Annotated in this window: 17 protein-coding genes; 11 read left to right on the top strand and 6 right to left on the bottom strand. The window is 39.7% G+C overall.

Translation table 11 applies throughout. The features are described from left to right. Window positions 1-132 precede the first annotated feature (132 nt). A complete protein-coding gene (locus TOL5_RS19320; protein ID WP_004825243.1) occupies window positions 133-339 on the bottom strand; it encodes a hypothetical protein in 207 nt (68 codons plus the stop codon). Window positions 340-577: 238 nt separating this feature from the next. Beyond that, window positions 578-1,519, bottom strand: a complete 942-nt coding sequence (hemF, locus tag TOL5_RS19315) for an oxygen-dependent coproporphyrinogen oxidase (protein ID WP_121773993.1) — start codon at window positions 1,517-1,519, stop codon at window positions 578-580. A gap of 276 nt (window positions 1,520-1,795) precedes the next feature. Between hemF and hemN the strand changes: the two genes are divergently transcribed. Then, on the top strand, window positions 1,796-3,160 hold the full coding sequence (gene hemN / locus TOL5_RS19310; RefSeq protein WP_042089465.1) for an oxygen-independent coproporphyrinogen III oxidase: 1,365 nt from the start codon (window positions 1,796-1,798) through the stop codon (window positions 3,158-3,160). 194 nt (window positions 3,161-3,354) lie between these two features. Here hemN and ribA read toward each other — a convergent pair whose 3' ends face one another. After that, complete coding sequence (gene ribA, locus TOL5_RS19305) at window positions 3,355-3,957, bottom strand: GTP cyclohydrolase II (protein ID WP_121774010.1); 603 nt, start codon at window positions 3,955-3,957, stop codon at window positions 3,355-3,357. A gap of 317 nt (window positions 3,958-4,274) precedes the next feature. Between ribA and dxs the strand changes: the two genes are divergently transcribed. The 8 genes from dxs to TOL5_RS19265 all read left to right on the top strand — a co-directional run bounded on the left by dxs (window position 4,275) and on the right by TOL5_RS19265 (window position 13,154). Beyond that, window positions 4,275-6,179, top strand: a complete 1,905-nt coding sequence (dxs, locus tag TOL5_RS19300) for a 1-deoxy-D-xylulose-5-phosphate synthase (protein WP_005034172.1) — start codon at window positions 4,275-4,277, stop codon at window positions 6,177-6,179. A 130-nt stretch (window positions 6,180-6,309) separates the two neighbouring features. After that, window positions 6,310-7,140 carry an inositol monophosphatase family protein gene (locus TOL5_RS19295; RefSeq protein WP_004825232.1) on the top strand — a complete coding sequence of 277 codons (831 nt, stop codon included), beginning with the start codon at window positions 6,310-6,312 and terminating at the stop codon, window positions 7,138-7,140. Window positions 7,141-7,619: 479 nt separating this feature from the next. Beyond that, window positions 7,620-9,488 (top strand): DEAD/DEAH box helicase, encoded by a 1,869-nt coding sequence (locus TOL5_RS19290; protein WP_009586057.1) that lies wholly within the window; start codon window positions 7,620-7,622, stop codon window positions 9,486-9,488. Between the two features lie 428 nt (window positions 9,489-9,916). Continuing rightward, a complete protein-coding gene (locus TOL5_RS19285) occupies window positions 9,917-10,735 on the top strand; it encodes an ABC transporter ATP-binding protein (RefSeq protein ID WP_004825229.1) in 819 nt (272 codons plus the stop codon). Then, window positions 10,732-11,511: a lipid asymmetry maintenance ABC transporter permease subunit MlaE gene (gene mlaE / locus TOL5_RS19280; protein ID WP_004725633.1), complete on the top strand. Its 780-nt coding sequence runs from the start codon at window positions 10,732-10,734 to the stop codon at window positions 11,509-11,511. The genes TOL5_RS19285 and mlaE overlap by 4 nt, the downstream gene beginning before the upstream one ends. Further along, window positions 11,511-12,188: an outer membrane lipid asymmetry maintenance protein MlaD gene (locus tag TOL5_RS19275; RefSeq protein WP_004825227.1), complete on the top strand. Its 678-nt coding sequence runs from the start codon at window positions 11,511-11,513 to the stop codon at window positions 12,186-12,188. Before mlaE ends, TOL5_RS19275 begins: the two co-directional genes overlap by 1 nt. Window positions 12,189-12,208: 20 nt before the next feature. Beyond that, the gene (locus TOL5_RS19270; RefSeq protein ID WP_005034162.1) at window positions 12,209-12,832 is read left to right on the top strand and encodes an MlaC/ttg2D family ABC transporter substrate-binding protein; all 624 of its coding nucleotides are present in this window, start codon (window positions 12,209-12,211) and stop codon (window positions 12,830-12,832) included. A gap of 34 nt (window positions 12,833-12,866) precedes the next feature. Next, window positions 12,867-13,154, top strand: coding sequence for a hypothetical protein (locus TOL5_RS19265; RefSeq protein ID WP_004825222.1), 288 nt, complete (start codon window positions 12,867-12,869; stop codon window positions 13,152-13,154). A 119-nt stretch (window positions 13,155-13,273) separates the two neighbouring features. Here TOL5_RS19265 and TOL5_RS19260 read toward each other — a convergent pair whose 3' ends face one another. Beyond that, window positions 13,274-14,287, bottom strand: a complete 1,014-nt coding sequence (locus TOL5_RS19260) for a magnesium and cobalt transport protein CorA (RefSeq protein ID WP_004825220.1) — start codon at window positions 14,285-14,287, stop codon at window positions 13,274-13,276. A 158-nt stretch (window positions 14,288-14,445) separates the two neighbouring features. Between TOL5_RS19260 and TOL5_RS19255 the strand changes: the two genes are divergently transcribed. Both TOL5_RS19255 and TOL5_RS19250 read left to right on the top strand, forming a co-directional pair. Continuing rightward, window positions 14,446-15,042: a TIGR00730 family Rossman fold protein gene (locus TOL5_RS19255; RefSeq protein ID WP_009586053.1), complete on the top strand. Its 597-nt coding sequence runs from the start codon at window positions 14,446-14,448 to the stop codon at window positions 15,040-15,042. A 120-nt stretch (window positions 15,043-15,162) separates the two neighbouring features. After that, window positions 15,163-15,558 (top strand): NUDIX hydrolase, encoded by a 396-nt coding sequence (locus TOL5_RS19250; protein WP_010590771.1) that lies wholly within the window; start codon window positions 15,163-15,165, stop codon window positions 15,556-15,558. Window positions 15,559-15,603: 45 nt separating this feature from the next. On the opposite strand, the gene TOL5_RS19245 is transcribed toward TOL5_RS19250, so the two are convergent. Then, window positions 15,604-16,245, bottom strand: a complete 642-nt coding sequence (locus TOL5_RS19245; RefSeq protein WP_151781207.1) for a ComF family protein — start codon at window positions 16,243-16,245, stop codon at window positions 15,604-15,606. A gap of 175 nt (window positions 16,246-16,420) precedes the next feature. Next, entirely contained in the window at window positions 16,421-18,466 is a 2,046-nt protein-coding gene (gene recG / locus TOL5_RS19240) for an ATP-dependent DNA helicase RecG (protein WP_151778929.1), read from the bottom strand. Between the last annotated feature and the right edge of the window lie 2 nt (window positions 18,467-18,468).

The following is an 18,468-nucleotide window of genomic DNA, read 5'->3' as shown; positions in this document are numbered from 1 at the left end:
ATTGATTTTTAAGGCATGGCAACAATATACGGGAAAACGTTGAAGACAACAAAAAGTATCTTGGCGTACTTTGGGATTAAATCGTTATATTTTGATTGTTAAGATTTAAAAAAAAGAGAAATTATTTTTGAATTATGGATTACATACAGATTCTAGAAAATCGAGAAAAATCATCGCAAAAACGACAACAAAACCAATCGATAAAACAACACTGGAAGTAATTGAAATGCTATCCGATAAATCATTGGTAGAGATGATTGTGGTTGAAACAGAACACACCAGTAAAAACAGAATGCCTACTGAAAGTGTAAGTTTATGATTTTCTAATAAATTCCTCATATCAACCTCTCGCGTTAACTGCTATAATCTTCTGATATTCAATATAAATTTATCGAAAAAATTAAGGAAATTTTAAGTCTGCTATAGTAGCCGAGTTTAAGGTTAATTTAAATTAAAAAGCTGCGTTATTGTGAATAATTCTCATCTTAATTGTGAGTAAATCTTTCAAAACTTATTTTGATGAAACATAAAAAAGCTACCTCATGTGACTGGGTAGCTTTTTTTTTATTATTTTAGGTCATTTGAGTATAGATAACCAATCATGAGGTTTTAAATAATATTCGGTTAATTGTTTTTCTGGGCTCTGTTCGTCCCATTCAGGACGATAACACCATGCTGCAAGCGGTGGCATACTGACCAAAATAGATTCAATGCGCCCCCCCGTTTGTAAACCAAATAAAGTGCCTCGGTCATAGACGAGGTTGTACTCAACATAACGACCACGACGATACAACTGGAAATCTCGTTGGGCTTCGGTATAGGGTTTATCTTGATTGCGTTGAAAAATAGGCAAGATGGCTTTTAAATAACCGTTACCCACAGCTTGCATATATTCAAAGCATTTTTCAAAATCCCACTGATTTAAATCATCAAAAAACAAGCCACCAACACCACGTTGTTCATCTCGATGTTTTAAATAGAAATAATCATCACACCATTGTTTATGTTCTGCATAGACTTCTTCTCCAAAGGGTTTGCATAAATCAAATGCACTTTGATGCCAACTCAATACGTCTTCTTGATTGGGATAAAATGGTGTCAGATCGAAACCACCCCCAAACCACCAAATTGGCTCTTGACCTTCGGGTTCAGCGACGAATAAGCGAACATTGGCATGAGAGGTCGGCACATTTGGATTTTTTGGATGAATCACCAATGATACGCCTAATGCTTGAGCTTTGGCTCCTGCTATAGCGGGATGTCGCTCCGTCGCAGAAGCAGGTAGTTTTGAAATATTGATGTGCGAGAACATCACACCACCTTTTTCAATCACTGTGCCGTTTTGTAAAACGCGGGAACGACCACCGCCACCCTCAGGTCGTTGCCAGTCATCTACTTCAAATTTTGCAGTCCCTTGACCTAATTGTTCTTGTTGTTCCAAAGCTGAACAAATTCGCGCTTGTAAATCGACAAGAAACGTACGAACACGTTGAATATCTTCAGAGGTTGGGTTTTGCATGACGATCCTCAAAGGCGCACAAAATGATTTTATACATCAAAGCATAAAACCATTAAAAAAGAAAACCATTGAAAAAAGAAGATGTTTTTTTGAATACTTTTGCTACTGGATTCAATGCATAAGAATATTATTGACTGTTTCAAGTCTTTTACAAAAAATCCCGAGCAATTCGCTAGGTTGAAATCTATGTTTAAGCTCAGCACAATGGATTGAGGATAGAGGCACTCGTGTGCATTTATCGGTTTGTAAATCTTAATATGGTACTGAGCAGTAAATATGAGTTGTTCTTTAATTCAGAAATATAATGTGGCTGGTCCACGTTATACCAGTTATCCAACAGTTCCGTATTGGGATGAAAGTTCTTTTTCATTGCAACAATGGAAACAGACCCTAAAGCGTTCTTTTGACGAGTCTAATCAAAGTGAGGGCATTAGCTTATATATCCATTTACCGTTTTGTGAGAGTTTATGTACTTTCTGTGGATGTCATAAGAAAGTGACCAAACGGCATGAAATGGAGCAACCTTATATCCAAGCCGTTTTAAAAGAGTGGGATTTGTATTGTCAATTACTTCAAGAAAAACCCATCATTAAAGAAATTCATTTGGGTGGTGGTACACCGACTTTTTTTTCAATAGAGCATTTACAACAGCTTATTCAAGGTGTCTTAGCCAAAGCTGATATTGCGAAAGACTATGAATTTAGTTTTGAGGGACATCCAAATAATACAACACGTGCGCATTTGCAAGCATTGTATGATCTCGGATTCCGCCGCGTAAGCTATGGTGTGCAAGACTATAACGATACTGTTCAAAAAGCCATTCATCGTATTCAACCTTTTGAGCAGGTTGCCAATGTCACACAGTGGGCGCGAGAGATCGGTTATAGCTCAATTTCACATGATCTGGTTTTTGGTTTGCCTTTTCAAAATCTAAATGATGTTTTGAAAACAATTGATTTAACCAACAGTCTTATGCCTGATCGTTTGGCTTTTTATAGTTATGCGCATGTTCCATGGATTAAGGGAAATGGACAGCGTGGTTTTAAAGATCAAGATGTTCCAAAAGATGATGTGAAGCGAACCTTGTATGAAGCGGGTAAAAAGCAACTCTTAGCGCATGGTTATCATGAAATTGGCATGGATCATTTTGCCTTAGCACAAGATGGTATGTATCAATCTTTTCAGGCGGGTACACTGCATCGCAACTTTATGGGCTATACATCGTCAAAAACACAACTCATGATTGGTCTTGGGATATCTTCGATCAGTGATAGCTGGTATAGCTTTGCTCAGAATGAAAAAGACCTGGAAGCATACTATGCGTGTCTAGACCGTGATGAAATTCCTGTCGTGAAAGGTCATGTACTGAGTGCTGAAGACTTGAAAATTCGTCAGCATATTTTAAATTTAATGTGTACTTTCCAAACATCATGGGCTGAGCCGTCTATGGATTTCACAGAACGAGCTCAGGTTATCGAGCAACTTATCGAGATGCAACAGGATGGTTTGTTGACAATTGAAACAGATCGAATTGTGATTACTGAACAAGGCAAGCCTTTTGTTCGTAATATTTGTATGGCTTTTGATTTGCATTTAAAACGAAGAAAGCCTGAAACACAGATTTTCTCAATGACAATTTGATGAAAACTTCATGCCGTTGTTTTTAATCATTCTCAATCTTTATGAAGGCGCTATTCTGAGCTAAAACATCCTGAGTTAAAACGGCTTTAAACGTTAGAGGAGGTATAGTGCATACCTCCGACTATCAAGCAGACGATTGTTTTTATCACTGCGTTTAGCAATTTCTCAAAAACATACTTGCAACGAATCAGTGATTAAAAATCATCTTTCTCATACATATGAGACATACGATCGTGTTTGGTTTTTAAATAATCTTCATTGAATTTATTTAAGCCAACAGTTAAAGGAACACGATCAACAACGTCTATACCCAAATCTGTTAGCGCTTTTAGTTTTAACGGATTATTGGTGATTAACTTGACTTGTTTAACCTGTAAATGATCCAACATGATGCTACACATGTCATATTGGCGAGCATCAGCAGGGAGGTTTAACAATAAATTGGCATCTACAGTATCATGACCTTGGTCTTGTAAAGCATATGCACGAATCTTATTGGTTAAACCAATTCCGCGACCTTCTTGGCGTAAATATAAAATTACACCTTGACCTGCCTCATTCATCATTTTCATGGTGTTATGTAACTGTGGACCACAGTCACATTTCAATGAGCCAAATGCATCACCAGTTAAGCATTCGGAATGAATGCGAACTAAAACAGGATTTTTGGGAGCGATTTCTAAACCCTTAGAAAGAGCAACATGCTCTTCACCTGTCAACGGATCTTGAAATACAGAAATTTTAAAATCACCATAAGCGGTGGGTAATTTTGAAGTGGCAACAAACTCTATTGACACAGAATCTTCCATCTATTTGTTTAGAAATTAGCTAAAGTATAGCGTAATGCTTGGACATTGGTAGAATTGAAAAGCATGTTTTTATAGATAACTTTGCGATAAAAAATTCTTTTTTGTATAAAGCGCACGATAATAGTTGATATATAGATAGATTATTCATGATAATTGACACCAAGAGCACACTTGCTGACTTGGAAGTCTCCAATGACGCATCATTATAAATGTGGCTGATCGAATGTGATATGATTTGTTTTCACAATCATGCTAACCCGTGTACCTAGCTTAGATTTGCCAGGCTTTAGAAGGCTTTGCCACATATGTTGTATACCGAAATACCTAATCAACGTCCTGTTACGCCATTGTTGGATGAAGTAGACCATCCTCAACAATTACGTCAGCTTGAGCAAAGCCAATTGGTGCAGGTCGCAGACGAATTGCGTCAATTCATTTTGTATGCTGCTGGACAAAGTGGCGGGCATTTTGGGGCAAACCTCGGCGTTATTGAACTCACTGTCGCTTTACATTATTGCTTTGAAACACCTAAAGATCGTCTAGTTTGGGATGTGGGGCATCAAGCTTACCCACACAAGGCATTGACTGGTCGTCGTGAACAATTAACCACGATTCGTTCCAAAAATGGTTTGGCTGCTTTCCCTGCACGAGAAGAATCCGAGTTTGACACTTTTGGTGTTGGTCACTCTTCAACCGCGATTTCAGCGGGCTTAGGTATGGCGTTAGCACGTCGTTATCAAAAAGATCCTTGTGAAGTCGTGGCGATTGTGGGGGATGGTGCGATGACGGCAGGTATGGCTTTTGAAGCCATGAATGATGCTGTTGCACACAATGCTGATTTGATTGTGGTACTGAATGACAATGATATGTCTATTTCGTGTAGCACAGGCGGTTTTGCAAAGCATTTGGCTGCAATTTGGGAACAAGGGCAATTCATCAATATTGATGAAGAGGGGCAAGCTTTTGTTCAAGACTGTCCAGAGTGGGACTACAATTCTCGTTTACACCAGTCAGCAACAGATGCAGCCGATAATTTATTTAAAGCAATTGGCTTTGATTATTTTGGTCCATTTGATGGTCACGATGTTGAGCAGTTGGTACAAGTATTCAATGCATTGAAAAAACGTAAAGGTCCACGTTTAATCCATGTATATACGGTAAAAGGTAAAGGTTTTGCACCTGCCGAAGCTGATCAAATCAAATATCATGCGATCGGTAAAACGCATGCTTCGCCTGCTAAAAATTCAGCGCCGAAATATTCAGATGTATTTGGGCAATGGTTATGTGATGAAGCCAAACAAGATCAACGATTGTTAGCGATCACACCAGCGATGTGTGAAGGTTCCGGGATGGTGCAGTTTGCCAAACAATTCCCAGAACGCTACTTTGATGTCGCGATTGCAGAGCAACATGCAGTCACTTTAGCAGCAGGTATGGCTTGTGAAGGCTTAAAACCTGTTGTTGCAATTTATTCGACCTTCTTGCAACGTGGTTATGATCAATTGATACATGATGTTGCTTTGCAAAATCTCGATGTAACCTTTGGTATTGATCGTGCGGGATTGGTTGGAGAAGATGGACCGACTCATGCTGGCGCTTATGATTATGCTTATATGCGTACAGTACCGAATATGGTGATCATGGCGCCAAAAGACGAAAACGAATGTCGTCAGATGTTGCACACTGCCTATTTATATCCAGGCCCTACGGCTGTGCGTTATCCACGAGGAAATGGTTTAGGGGTTGAAATTCAGCAACAACTGACTGAGCTTGAAATTGGTCAAGCCGAATTATTATTAGAACTCAATACTGAACATGATGAAGGTATGAGTATTTTAGCATTTGGTAGTCGTGTCCAGCCTGCCTTGGAGGCAGCTAAACAGCTTGCTCAACAACTGGATATTGCCGTTCGTGTGGTGAATATGCGTTTTGTTAAACCACTAGATGAGCAGATCATTCGTGATTTGGTGGATAAAACCAGTTTATTTGTTACCGTGGAAGAACACGCTGTCATGGCAGGTGCAGGAAGTGCGGTGAATGAATTTTTAGCACATGCTCAAATCATAAAACCGATTTTAAACTTAGGTTTACCTGATGAGTTTCTGGCTCAAGCAACTCATACTGAAATGCTTCAAGACTGTGGTCTAGATGCGGATGGCATCAAAAACTCAATTCAGCAGACATGGTTGAAACTTGTTCAACATGTTTAAATGACTGTAAAAACTCAATATGTAAAATTTTAGAAACAAAATTTCCCAAAAAGCGCAGATATTTGTTAAAATGCCTGCGCTTTTATGCATTATTCTTTATCAGTATCTTCAAATTTGTAGTGGGTGTTCAATGGAACCTATGGTGGTGATGGCTGCGCGTGCGGCTCAATTAGTTGGTCAAGAGCTTTTAAAAGCGCATCAAAATCGTCATAAACTCGATCTACAAGTCGAAGAAAAAGGGATTGATGGTCCAGTGACTCGTGTAGACCGTTACATTGAGCAACTTACCATTGATACACTTCGTAAAAGTTATAAAAATCACAGCTTCCTTGGTGAAGAATTTGGTCTACAAGAAGGTAAAGGTCACGATGCCGATTGGTGTTGGGTGATCGATCCACTTGATGGCACTTTAAACTTTATCAATGGTTTTCCACATTTCTGTGTATCTATTGCAGTTCAACATAAAGGTGTAACTCAACACGGTGTTATTTATGACCCTGTAAAAGATGAGTTATTCTCAGCAAGCCGTGGTCGCGGTGCTATGTTGAATCAACGCCGTATTCGCGTAAATGTTAAAGACAGCCTTGAAAATACTTTTGTTGGTGTAGGACATGCTTATCGTGCAAAACGTAACGGTGAAATTGTTTCTTATGCAAAAAATCACTTTGAATCTTTGTTAAATGTGACTGAAGCTGGCGCACAATATCGTCGTGCAGGTTCTGCTGCATTAGACTTGGCTTATGTTGCTGCTGGTCGTTTAGATGCTTATTTTGAACTTGGTTTAAAGCCTTGGGATATTGCGGCAGGTGAATTGATTGTGAAAGAAGCGGGCGGTACAGTTGTTGATGCTCGTGGTGGTTCAGAATCAATGGAAAATGGTCAAGTTATCGCTTGTTCTATGAAGTTGTTAAAACCATTGATGCAACAAGTTGTTCCAGCATGGGGCGAAGCTGCGAAATAATTTTTAATTATTTGTGTAGATTGAGTTTTAAAAAGCCTTCATGTGAATGAAGGCTTTTTTATGATGTTAACTTAATAAAAAATGCTCATTTAGAACAATGCAAGTAAAATAGTTTTTTTGATTTCATTCTAATAAGGCAACAATAAGTGAATGATACAGGAAAAAACAATAAAACTTCGTGACATTATTATAAATTCTGCTATACTCCGCGCACGCACTAAATTTCGTTCATTACCTGAACATTCTCTTCTATATTGTGTATGCGCGTCCGGTCCAAAGAGAGGACAATATTTCGCGCCCCACCCAATCGCTTAAGCGATTCCTTCAGGTTGCGGCTGTTATCAAATGTGCGTTATACGCATCGTCGTTCTCGGATCGCCGCTGATTCTATATTTTCAGCGATTATTGCTGTGCCGCTTTTTGCCGATGTCCATCAGACCATATATTAATGGAGCACCCACATTAGGGTGAATATCTCTATGAGCAAAACTTTTGCTGAATTTTCATTAGACGAGTCGCTACAGAAAGCACTCGAGAGTCTTGGTTTTACTACACCGACTCCTGTTCAAGAATTATCTATCCCAGCGGCTTTAGAAGGCAAAGACCTTTTAGTATCAAGCCAAACTGGTTCTGGTAAAACTGCTGCATTCTTACTCCCAACGTTAAATGCTTTAGCTGGTCAAGATACATTTGTACCGTTTAAAGAACGTATGAAAGCAGTCACTCAACCGAATATTTTGGTGATTTCACCTACTCGCGAACTTGCACAACAAGTATGTCAAGATGCGATTGCATTTGTACGTCATATGAAAGGTGTACGTGTTGCTGCGATTATGGGTGGTATGCCTTTTGGTAAGCAAATCCAACAATTAAAAGGTGCACAAGTTGTTGTTGCAACTCCAGGTCGTTTACTTGACCTTGTGAACCGTCGTCAAATCAAACTTGATTCAGTTGATGCTTTGATTGTAGATGAAGCTGACCGTATGCTTGATTTAGGTTTCTCTGAAGACCTAGAAGCAATTAGTGATTTGGCTTTAAATCGCAAACAAACATTAATGTTCTCTGCAACATTTGCACCACGTATCATTAACCTTGCTGAACGCATGATGAATGATCCAGAACGTATTGCAATTGAAACAGGTCATTCTACCAATACCGACATTACCCAAACCTTACATTGGACTGATGGTTTTGAGCATAAGAAAAAATTGCTTACCCATTGGTTAAATGAAGAAGACGTCGATCAAGCAGTTGTATTCGCATCAACTCAAGAAGATACAGATATGTTGGCTGAAGAGCTTGCAGAAGCGGGTCTTTCTGTTGTTGCGCTTCATGGTGCTATGCCACAAACTGTACGTAACCGTCGTTTACGCAGTATCCGTGAAGGTCGTGCAAAAATCCTTGTTGCTACAGATGTAGCAGCACGTGGTCTTGACGTACCAACAATCTCACACGTAATTAACTTTGGTCTTCCAATGAAGAACGAAGATTATGTACACCGTATCGGTCGTACAGGTCGTGCAGGTCGTACTGGTAAAGCAATCACTTTAGCGACTTACCGTGAGCGCGGAAAAATTCGTGCTTTAGAAGATTATTTGGAAGCGCGTTTAAGTGTTTCTGAAATTGAAGGTTTAGAGCCATCTCCACCTCCTGCACGTGGTGGTCGTGATGGTGGTCGTGGTCGTAACGGCGGTGGTCGTCGTGATGGCGGTCGTGGTGGTTTCGGTGGCGGACGTCGTTTTGAAGGTGAATCAAACTTCAAACGTCGTGAAGGCGGTGATGATCGTCCACGTCGTAGCTTCGATGACAAACCTCGTGGTGATCGTCCATCTTATGGCGAAGATCGTCCTAAGCGTTCTTTCGGTGGTGAAGACCGTCCACGTCGCGAATTTAATTCGGATCGCCCACGTCGTGAAGGTGGTTTTGAAGACCGTCCTAAGCGTTCTTTCGGTGGTGAAGATCGTCCACGTCGCGAATTTAATTCAGATCGTCCACGCCGTGAAGGTGGCTTCGGAGATCGTCCACGTCGTGAAGGTGGTTTTAATGATAAACCGCGTTTCAATGATGACAACCGTGGCAACAGCGTAGATTATAAACCACGTCGTGAAGGTAGCTTCGGTGACCGTCCTAAACGTTCTTTTGGTGAAGATCGTCCACGTCGTGAATTTAATTCAGATCGTCCACGCCGTGAAGGTGGTTTTGAAGACCGTCCTAAACGTTCTTTTGGTGGTGAGGATCGTCCAAAACGTGAGTTTAATTCAGACCGTCCTAAACGTTCTTTTGGCGGTGAAGATCGTCCAAAGCGTGAATTTAACTCAGACCGTCCACGTCGTAAATTCAATGACTAATTAAGCCTTTGCAATAAAAAACCAGCCATTCGGCTGGTTTTTTATTGCAAGTTGAAAAGTATTTGGTAAAATAAAGTGTGATTCAGTTCAATTTATTTAATAAAACAGTTAGGTTGTTCTATTCTGTGAGATATTGAGTCTGAAATGAAGGCGATGAGTTTTTTTGAGGCAATTATGTTATACATGTTTTCAGCTTTATTGATTTCTAATGTAGGCTATTTCTTTTATAGCTTCATTTTCAAATAAGCTGGCGTTGTACAATTAAAACACTGCAATTTAAAAGTAAAAAAACAATGCATTTGATTTAAATGATATTATTTAAACAATACATATGAGTTTAAAGCCGTAGTTTTATCTTTTAATTACAAAAAATACAGATATTTCAGAGTATAGTATGTGAGCTGGTAAATGCAGGAAAATGTTCAGCTATGAATAAGCAAAGCCATTCCGAAGCTGAAGCTTTAATTGAAGTCAAAAATTTAAGTTTTAACCGTGGTGAGCGTGTAATTTACGACAACGTGGATTTAAAAATTCGTCGTGGGCAAATTACTGCAATCATGGGTCCATCAGGTACGGGTAAGACGACCTTATTGCGTTTGATTGGTGGTCAGCTAAGCCCTGATGAGGGGCAAGTATTACTTGATGGAAAAAACATTGCGTCAATGTCACGTAGTGAGCTTTTTTCTGCTCGCGCACGTATGGGGATGCTTTTCCAAAGTGGTGCATTATTTACAGATATGACGGTCTATGAAAATGTCGCATTTCCAATTCGCGCACATACACATTTACCCGAAAATTTAATTGCAGAATTAGTCGCGCTTAAACTAGAGTCAGTCGGTTTGCGTGGTGCTGAAAAACTTATGCCTGCTGAGCTTTCAGGTGGGATGAATCGACGTGTTGCTCTGGCACGCGCCATTGCGCTTGATCCAGATTTGATCATGTATGATGAACCTTTTGCCGGACAAGATCCGATTGTGATGGGCGTTTTAACGCGTTTAATTCGTTCATTACGAGAAGCACTAGATCTCACCACGATTATTGTTTCACATGATGTGGATGAAACATTGTCTATCGCTGACTATATTTATGTGGTGGCAGAAGGCAAAGTACAAGGTGAAGGCACGCCTGAGCAATTAAAACAACATGCTTCTCCATTTGTGCAGCAATTTTTAACAGGATCTGTTGAAGGACCTGTGGATTATCAATTTAGCCATCAAGCTTATTTAAGCAATGAGGTGAGTTCATGAATGCTATTGCCTTATTAGGTAGACGCGTTCTAGAACGTGTTCAAGGCATTGGTGTAGCAATGCTGATGTTGTTGCGAATCTTATTTTCGCTTCCCACAATACTGGGCGTAAAGCTGTTCATTTATCAAATGTATCGTGTCGGTGTTTTATCTTTGTTGATTATTGCTGTATCTGGTTTATTTATCGGTGCAGTTCTAGGTCTACAGATGTATAACATTTTGGTGACTTTTGGTAGTGAGGCGATGTTAGGCGCTGCTGTAGCTTTGACGTTGTTGCGTGAGCTTGCACCCGTGGTCGCTGCCTTACTTTTTGCAGGTCGTGCAGGTTCTGCTTTGACTGCTGAAATAGGCTTGATGAAAGCTACAGAACAATTATCCAGTATGGAAATGATCGGTGTTGATCCTTTGAAACGTGTAATTTCACCACGTTTATGGGCAGGTATTGTGAGTTTACCAATGCTTTCTGTCATTTTCGCCGCAATCGGCATTATGGGCGGGAAAATGGTTGGTGTGGATTTTCTAGGTGCAGACGAAGGTTCGTATTGGAGTGGCATTTTAAGCAGCACCCAGTTTATGAAAGATGTCTTTAACGGCACCATCATCAAAAGTTTAGTCTTTGCTTTAATTTGTACTTGGATTGCGGTGTATCAAGGCTATGCCTGTGAACCAACATCTGAGGGAATCGCAACATCTACAACACGTACTGTTGTGTATTCATCACTATGTGTTTTAGGTTTTGATTTCGTGTTGACTGCGGTCATGTTCGGAGGTGTTTAATGAAATCACGTACTAGTGAGTTGACCGTAGGTGTTTTTGTCATCATCTTTGGTATCGCTCTATTCTTTTTAGCAATGAAAGTGAGTGGCTTGGTCGGCACAAACTTAAAAGACAGTTATGAAATGACTGCAACATTTGACAATGTGAATGGTTTAAAACCACGTGCAAAAGTTACAATGAGTGGTGTTAAAATTGGTCAAGTTGATGCAATTACACTTGATCCAGTGACCCGTCAAGCGACAGTTAAATTTGATTTAGATGGTTCATTGACGACGTTTAATGCTGAGCAGCTGAAAAAAGTCAAAGAAAATGCTTTAGGTGATTTGCATTACAGTGCAGATTATCAGGCAGCTACGCCTGAGAAACAAAAAGAAATGGAAACGCAACTTTTAAGTAACATGAAATCCATCACAAATATTGATGAAGATGCTTACATAATGGTCGCAACCAATGGTCTTTTAGGCGAAAAATATTTGAAAATCGTTCCTGGTGGCGGCATAAACTATATTAAACGCGGTGAAAGTATTGCCAATACACAAGGTACGATGGATCTAGAAGATTTGATTACCAAATTTATTACGGGTGGTGCTGGAAAGACATCGACTGGCGCATCAGATGCTAAAGACACATCTGCATCCACTGAAACAACTGATGCTCAAACTTCATTCGTTGAATAAGCATTAGAGGAGTTATTGAAATGAATATGTTATTAAAACAAACTTTGACTGCAAGTGTTTTGGCTACGATGGTCGCTACAGCTGTTCAAGCTGCGCCAGCGGAAGCACCGCCTGCCTTTGTTAAACGTGTTGCTGATGGTTTGATTTCACGCCTAAAAGCAGAGCATGGTAAATTACAAAATAATCCAGCTGCGGTGAAAGCGATTGTCCGTCAGAATCTTGATCCGTTTGTAGATGGTCAAGCTTTTACACGTATCGTGATGGGGACTTATGCCAATAACAGTACGCCAGCGCAACGTGCTCAATTTGAACAAAACTTCCGTAATACCTTGATTGAAAACTATGGTAGTGCTTTTGCGAAGTATTCAAACCAGACCTATACAATGCGTCCTTATAAAGCGACCAATAGCAAATTCCCTGTTGTGACGATTGATTTCAATAACAACGGTGAAAAAATTCCAGTTTCTTTCCAATTATCTGATGCAGGTAGCCAATGGAAAGTGCGTAATTTAAATGTGTCTGGTATTGATCTAGGTTTGCAATTCCGTAATCAATTTGCGGCAAATGTGCAACGTAATGGCGGTAATATCGATAAAGCCATTGCGACATTTAAACCAGATGCAGATGCTGCTGTAAAAAAATAAGCGTATCTCATTGAGCTAAGATAGGTGTAAGCAAGTGATTGAATTTAAGAATCAGGAATTATATGTCAGTGGTAAAATTGCTTATGAAAATGCGGAAAGTTATTATTTAAATGGCTTGAAAGTTATTCAAAGTGAGAAAAACTTTCCATTGACGGTAAATCTGTCTCAGCTTGAACATGGTAGTACGCTTGCACTGTCTGTCTTTGTACAATGGCTGCGTCAAACCCCTGATTTACAAGGGTTACAATTTAAAGCAGTGCCAGAAAAAATGATGAAAATCATTCAGGCTTGTCATTTGCAAGATGATTTGAAATTGATTTAAATCACTTCTCAATAAAAAAGCACCATCAGGTGCTTTTTTATTGAATTGAACTTTGTGTCCTAAAATACTGATTAAAAAATTCATCGCTTATGCTGAAAAAGTCATATAACCCACTAGTTTTAGATCCATTTTTTCCATCTAAAGTAAGCCAATGGACCAACAAAAAATGCGATCAACAATGAAATAACAACGTAGAAACTCCAATGCCCATGCGCAAAAGGAAGAATTTCAGTGTTCATTCCATAGATGCTGGCGATCAACATGGGTGGTGCAAGCATGCTGGGTAAAATCGAGAATCGACGAATCGTATCGTTCTGTTCTGTGTTAATGAATCCAGAAGTCGTGTCGAGTAAGAAGCGGACTTTTTGAAACAGGAAGGCATCATGTTCAACAAGAGAACGTACGTCTTCGCTTAACTCTCGGATATCAGCATCATAAATATGACTACCCAATGCACGAGGACGCGATAAGAAGGTGAGAACACGGCGTAAATCAATTAAACAGAGTTGTGCCTTTCCAAGCATGTCCTCTTTTTGTGCAAGACGTGTAATCATGTCATCAAGGTCGAGAATCATCTCACGATGACGTACGTTGAGGACTTCAGTAGAGTATAGTTCTAAATCTCTGTGGATATCTTCCAAGATATCCGCAAGCTCATCAAGTTTCGCTTCGAGTAAACCGAGAAGAATCCAAGTTGGATCTTTATAGTCGATTTCATAATCATTACGTCGAGCACGTGCACGGAAGGCGCGAAAGGCAACCAGTTTCTCTCCGCGCAAAGTAAATAAACGCTCTTTATGCAAGATAAAAGCAACGGTTTGTACATTCGCCAGCATATTCGAGGTGTCTTCTGGATCACCCTCAACTTGGTAATTTTTATTTTTTGTTAAAAAATACGTACTGATATGTAGAATACCATCATCATCACGGTAAAATCGTGCAGAAGATGAAATGTCTTCTAAAGATTTGAGGGTTGGTAAGTTTTGCTCATAGGCATCTAAAACCCATTCTTGTTCTTCTTGTGAAGGTGCAATAAGATCAACCCAAACCAATTCAGGATGTAGGTCGAATCCACCATTAATGGTTGCATCTTCTAAGCTACCGCGCTCAGTGGCGTAAAAGGCTTCAAGCATTGTGTCTTTTCTCCCTTGCGCAGTGTGGTGTCAATTTGATGTGTGTATTTTAGACAAGGATTTTAGGAAAAACACTGCTTACAACGCTCTTTTGTAAAAAAAATCTTTATTGTTCGTCTATATTTTTAGCATGACTAAATTAAAATTAGGTTAAATTTATGAATTCTATTGCTATTTTTTGTGGTTCATCTTTAGGTACAGATCAGATTTTTGCTGATGTTGCACAACTGACTGGTGAAACTATCGCCAAGCATGGTCAAACATTAGTTTATGGTGGTGGGCGTTCAGGCTTAATGGGGATCGTCGCTGACAGCGCATTGGCGGCAGGTGGTCAGGTAATTGGTGTGATTCCTCAAGGTCTTGTGGATCGTGAGCTGGCACATCCCGGGCTCACTGAACTTCATATTGTGAAAAATATGCATGAACGTAAAACAAAAATGTCTGAATTGTCTGATGGCTTTATTGCATTACCAGGCGGTGCTGGGACGATTGAGGAAATTTTTGAACAATGGACTTGGGCGCAACTCGGCATTCATTTAAAACCATGTGCATTTTTAAATGTTGAAGGGTTTTATGATGATTTGTTGAAATTTATACAGTTGACCACAGACAAAGGATTTTCTAAGGCGAGATTTACAAACCAATTGATTCATTCTGCATCAATTGAGGATATTTTGGCTCAGTTTAAAGCCTATCAAGCACCAGAACCAAAGTGGGGCGTTAAAGAGCGCGAAGAATTGGTAAAATTAGATTAAAACTTAATTTACTAATTAGTGCTTTATTCAGATTGTTTCGCTAATTTTTAAAACACAATATATTGTTTTTAATTTTATTAATGTCACAATATATTGTGTTTTTTAATGTTCCTTAGAATGATGAATGTAATTACTGTAGCTGCCGCTGTGATTTTAAATAATCAAAATCAATTATTACTGGTACGAAAAAAGAATACACAGTTTTTTATGCAAGTTGGTGGGAAGTTGGAACCAAATGAAGCACCTGAACAGACCATGTTACGTGAAATCGCAGAGGAAATAGGTGTTCAAGCTGAGATTAAACACTATATTGGTCGATTTGAAACTTCAGCTGCGAATGAGGCAGGGCATCAGTTGGTGAGTTATGTCTATCAAGTTAATTTACCTGATGCACCCAAAATTGATGCAGAAATTGCTGAAATGAAGTGGATTGATTTAGACGATCAACAGACGTTATTGGCACCCTTAACAAGAGAAGTGGTGATCCCTTGGTGTAAGGAAAATTTTTTAAGCTAAGTCAAATGAATTTAACAAGCATTATTCTTTAAATTATTGCAATGATCATTTCATAGATGGATGTGCTGCTGCAATACAAAGACTAGAAATCTGCTGACAGCCCAAACGTTGTAAAGCTTGGGTGAGGGCATGAATTGAACTTCCCGTTGTGACCACATCATCCACAATCAATACTTTTTTATATTTTCTCTTTTCGGATTGAATGGTTCGAAATTGATGCTCAATATTTTCCAGTCGTTCAACTCGACTTAAGCCTTTTTGTGAATGTTGAGCTTGTCGAACCACGGGTTGCCAAACAGGAATTTTTAATTGTTTTGCCATAATTTTAGCCACAATCAACATTTGGTTGTAACCCCGTTCTTTAAGGCGCTCGGTTGAAATGGGCATGGGAACAATCGCTTGAACTCTGGAAAATCTTAAGTTCAATAAACTATGTGCAAGCACGTTTTGATATTGTAATTGTTGCTCATATTTATAAGTTTGAATGATGCGATCAATTGGGAAATCATAGTGATGTGCGCAAAGTATTTGTTGTTCATGTCGCTCTATGGATTGTTTGTACCAAGGGAGTTGATTCCAACAGTCCTGACATAAGGAGTGAGCTTGTTGTTGGTCAATGCCGCACAGTAAGCATGGAGAAATATATTGAACACCTTTATGGAGCAGTTGATGGATAAATTGGAGCATATTTTCTAATCTTTATTTGATCAAGCTTCAGCGATGATCCATTCATATCAGGAATTTCAAATGAAAACTTTTCATTCGACGACATCCATGAAGACGATAAATCATCACGATTGTGAAAATTGTATTGCAAAATCCTAGTGTAGTCGAAAGCCTAAATCATTCTATTTTCGTTATGTTAAACATAAGCATATCGCGGTGCTTCAGGGAGCCAACGTTTGAGTAATGCTTCTGCGCTTTCTGGAAAATCTTTAAGTACTTGAGCGGCCACATAATGCGCTTGATTGAGCAAATGGTCATCTCGTTCAAGTTTGGCAACCCTAAATCCCATATCTCCAGTCTGTTTTGTTCCCAGTAATTCTCCAGGACCTCTAATTTCTAAATCTTTTTCAGCAATGATGAATCCATCATTGGTTTCACGCATAATTCTTAACCGTTCTTGTCCATTTTGAGACAGTGGGTTTTTATAAAGCAGTGCACAGAAACTTGCTGTTGCACCACGTCCTACACGTCCACGTAATTGATGGAGTTGTGAAAGCCCAAGTCGTTCAGCATTTTCAATCACCATAATCGATGCATTGGGCACATCGACACCCACTTCAATCACTGTAGTGGCAATTAAAAGTTGTAATTCATTGTCTTTGAATTGCTGCATTACAGTTTGTTTGTCGTCAGCTTTCATTTTTCCATGCACTAAACCGATATTGAGGTTTGGAAAGCGTTGTTTAATTTCTTGATAAGTTGCTTCTGCTGCTTGTGCATCCAAGGTTTCAGATTGTTCAACCAGTGTACACACCCAGTACGCCTGTTTACCCTCAGCACAATTGGTCGCAATTCTTGTTAATACTTCTTCACGTCGATCAAGTGGAATCGTGACGGTCTGAATCGGTGTTCGTCCTGGTGGAAGTTCATCAATGACAGAGGTATCTAAATCACCATAGGCAGACATTGCCAGTGTGCGAGGGATCGGGGTGGCTGTCATGACCAGTTGATGAGGAGTGGTGTTATCCACGCCCTTATTGCGTAGCGCCAGACGTTGATCTACACCAAAACGATGTTGCTCATCAATAATCACTAACCCTAATTTGGCAAATTCAACATTGTCCTGAAATAAAGCATGGGTACCTACAATAACATTGGCTGTTCCATCCTTAATGGTCTGCTCAGCTGCTGTACGTGCTTTACCTTTTTGTTTGCCTGAGAGCCAAGAAACATTTAAGCCTAAAGGTTCAAACCACTTTTTAAAGTTTAAATAATGCTGTTCTGCTAGGATTTCAGTCGGTGCCATCAGTGCAACTTGCCAACCTTCTTCCAAAGCATGACAAGCAGCAACACCTGCAACCAATGTTTTACCTGCACCCACATCACCTTGTACAAGGCGTAACATCGGTTTATTTTGTTTCAGGTCTTTGGCGATTTCATTCGATACACGTTTTTGCGCATCGGTCATTTCAAAGGGCAAACTTGCCAACAGGGCTTTGGCAAATTTTTTGCTTGGCGAAAAAGATGGGGCCGCAATTTGTTGAATATATGCCCGTCGAGTGAGCAAACTAATTTGGTGTGCAACCAGTTCTTCAAAAATCAGACGTTGTTGAGCAGGATGAGCACCTTGCGCAAGCTGTAGCATGTTGGCATTGACGGGAGGGTGATGAATATATTTCAGTGCTTCTTTGAGCGCAAAACCATTGGTGAATTTTTCTGGCAATAATTCAGGAAGCTCATCTGCATGTTGATTCAGTGCCTGTTTGACATATTCACGTAATTTTGGCTGGGTTAAACCTTCTGTAGCGGGATAGATTGCCGTTAATTGTGTTTTAGGAAGCGGTGTATGTTCGGTAATCAGTTGTATTTCTGGGTGATAAAGTTCTAAGCCACGAGCACCGACTCGCACTTCACCAAATATTCTTAAGCGATTGCCTGCTTTCGCTCGATCAGTTAAAGCTTTATAAACATGGTAAAAGCGTAGCGTGACTTTACCAAAGTCATCTTGTAATAAAATCGCCATGGATTTACGTTTACCAGGTGGCATGTCGATAGATTTAACAACACCTTCTAACAAGTAACTCCGACCTACCTGTAATTGGTTCATGGCAATGATCGTGCTACGATCCTCATAATCCCGTGGCAAATGAAACAGCAAGTCATCTGTTGTAAAAATATTCAGTTTTTCAAGTAAGGCAGCTGCAGCATTGCCAACCCCTTGTAATTGATGAACTGCTGCCATGT

The sequence above is a fragment of the Acinetobacter sp. Tol 5 genome, from assembly GCF_019702905.1.
Lineage (GTDB): Bacteria > Pseudomonadota > Gammaproteobacteria > Pseudomonadales > Moraxellaceae > Acinetobacter > Acinetobacter bereziniae.
The sequence above is the reverse complement of the archived record's forward strand: the minus strand, read 5'-3'. Positions and strand labels throughout refer to the sequence as shown.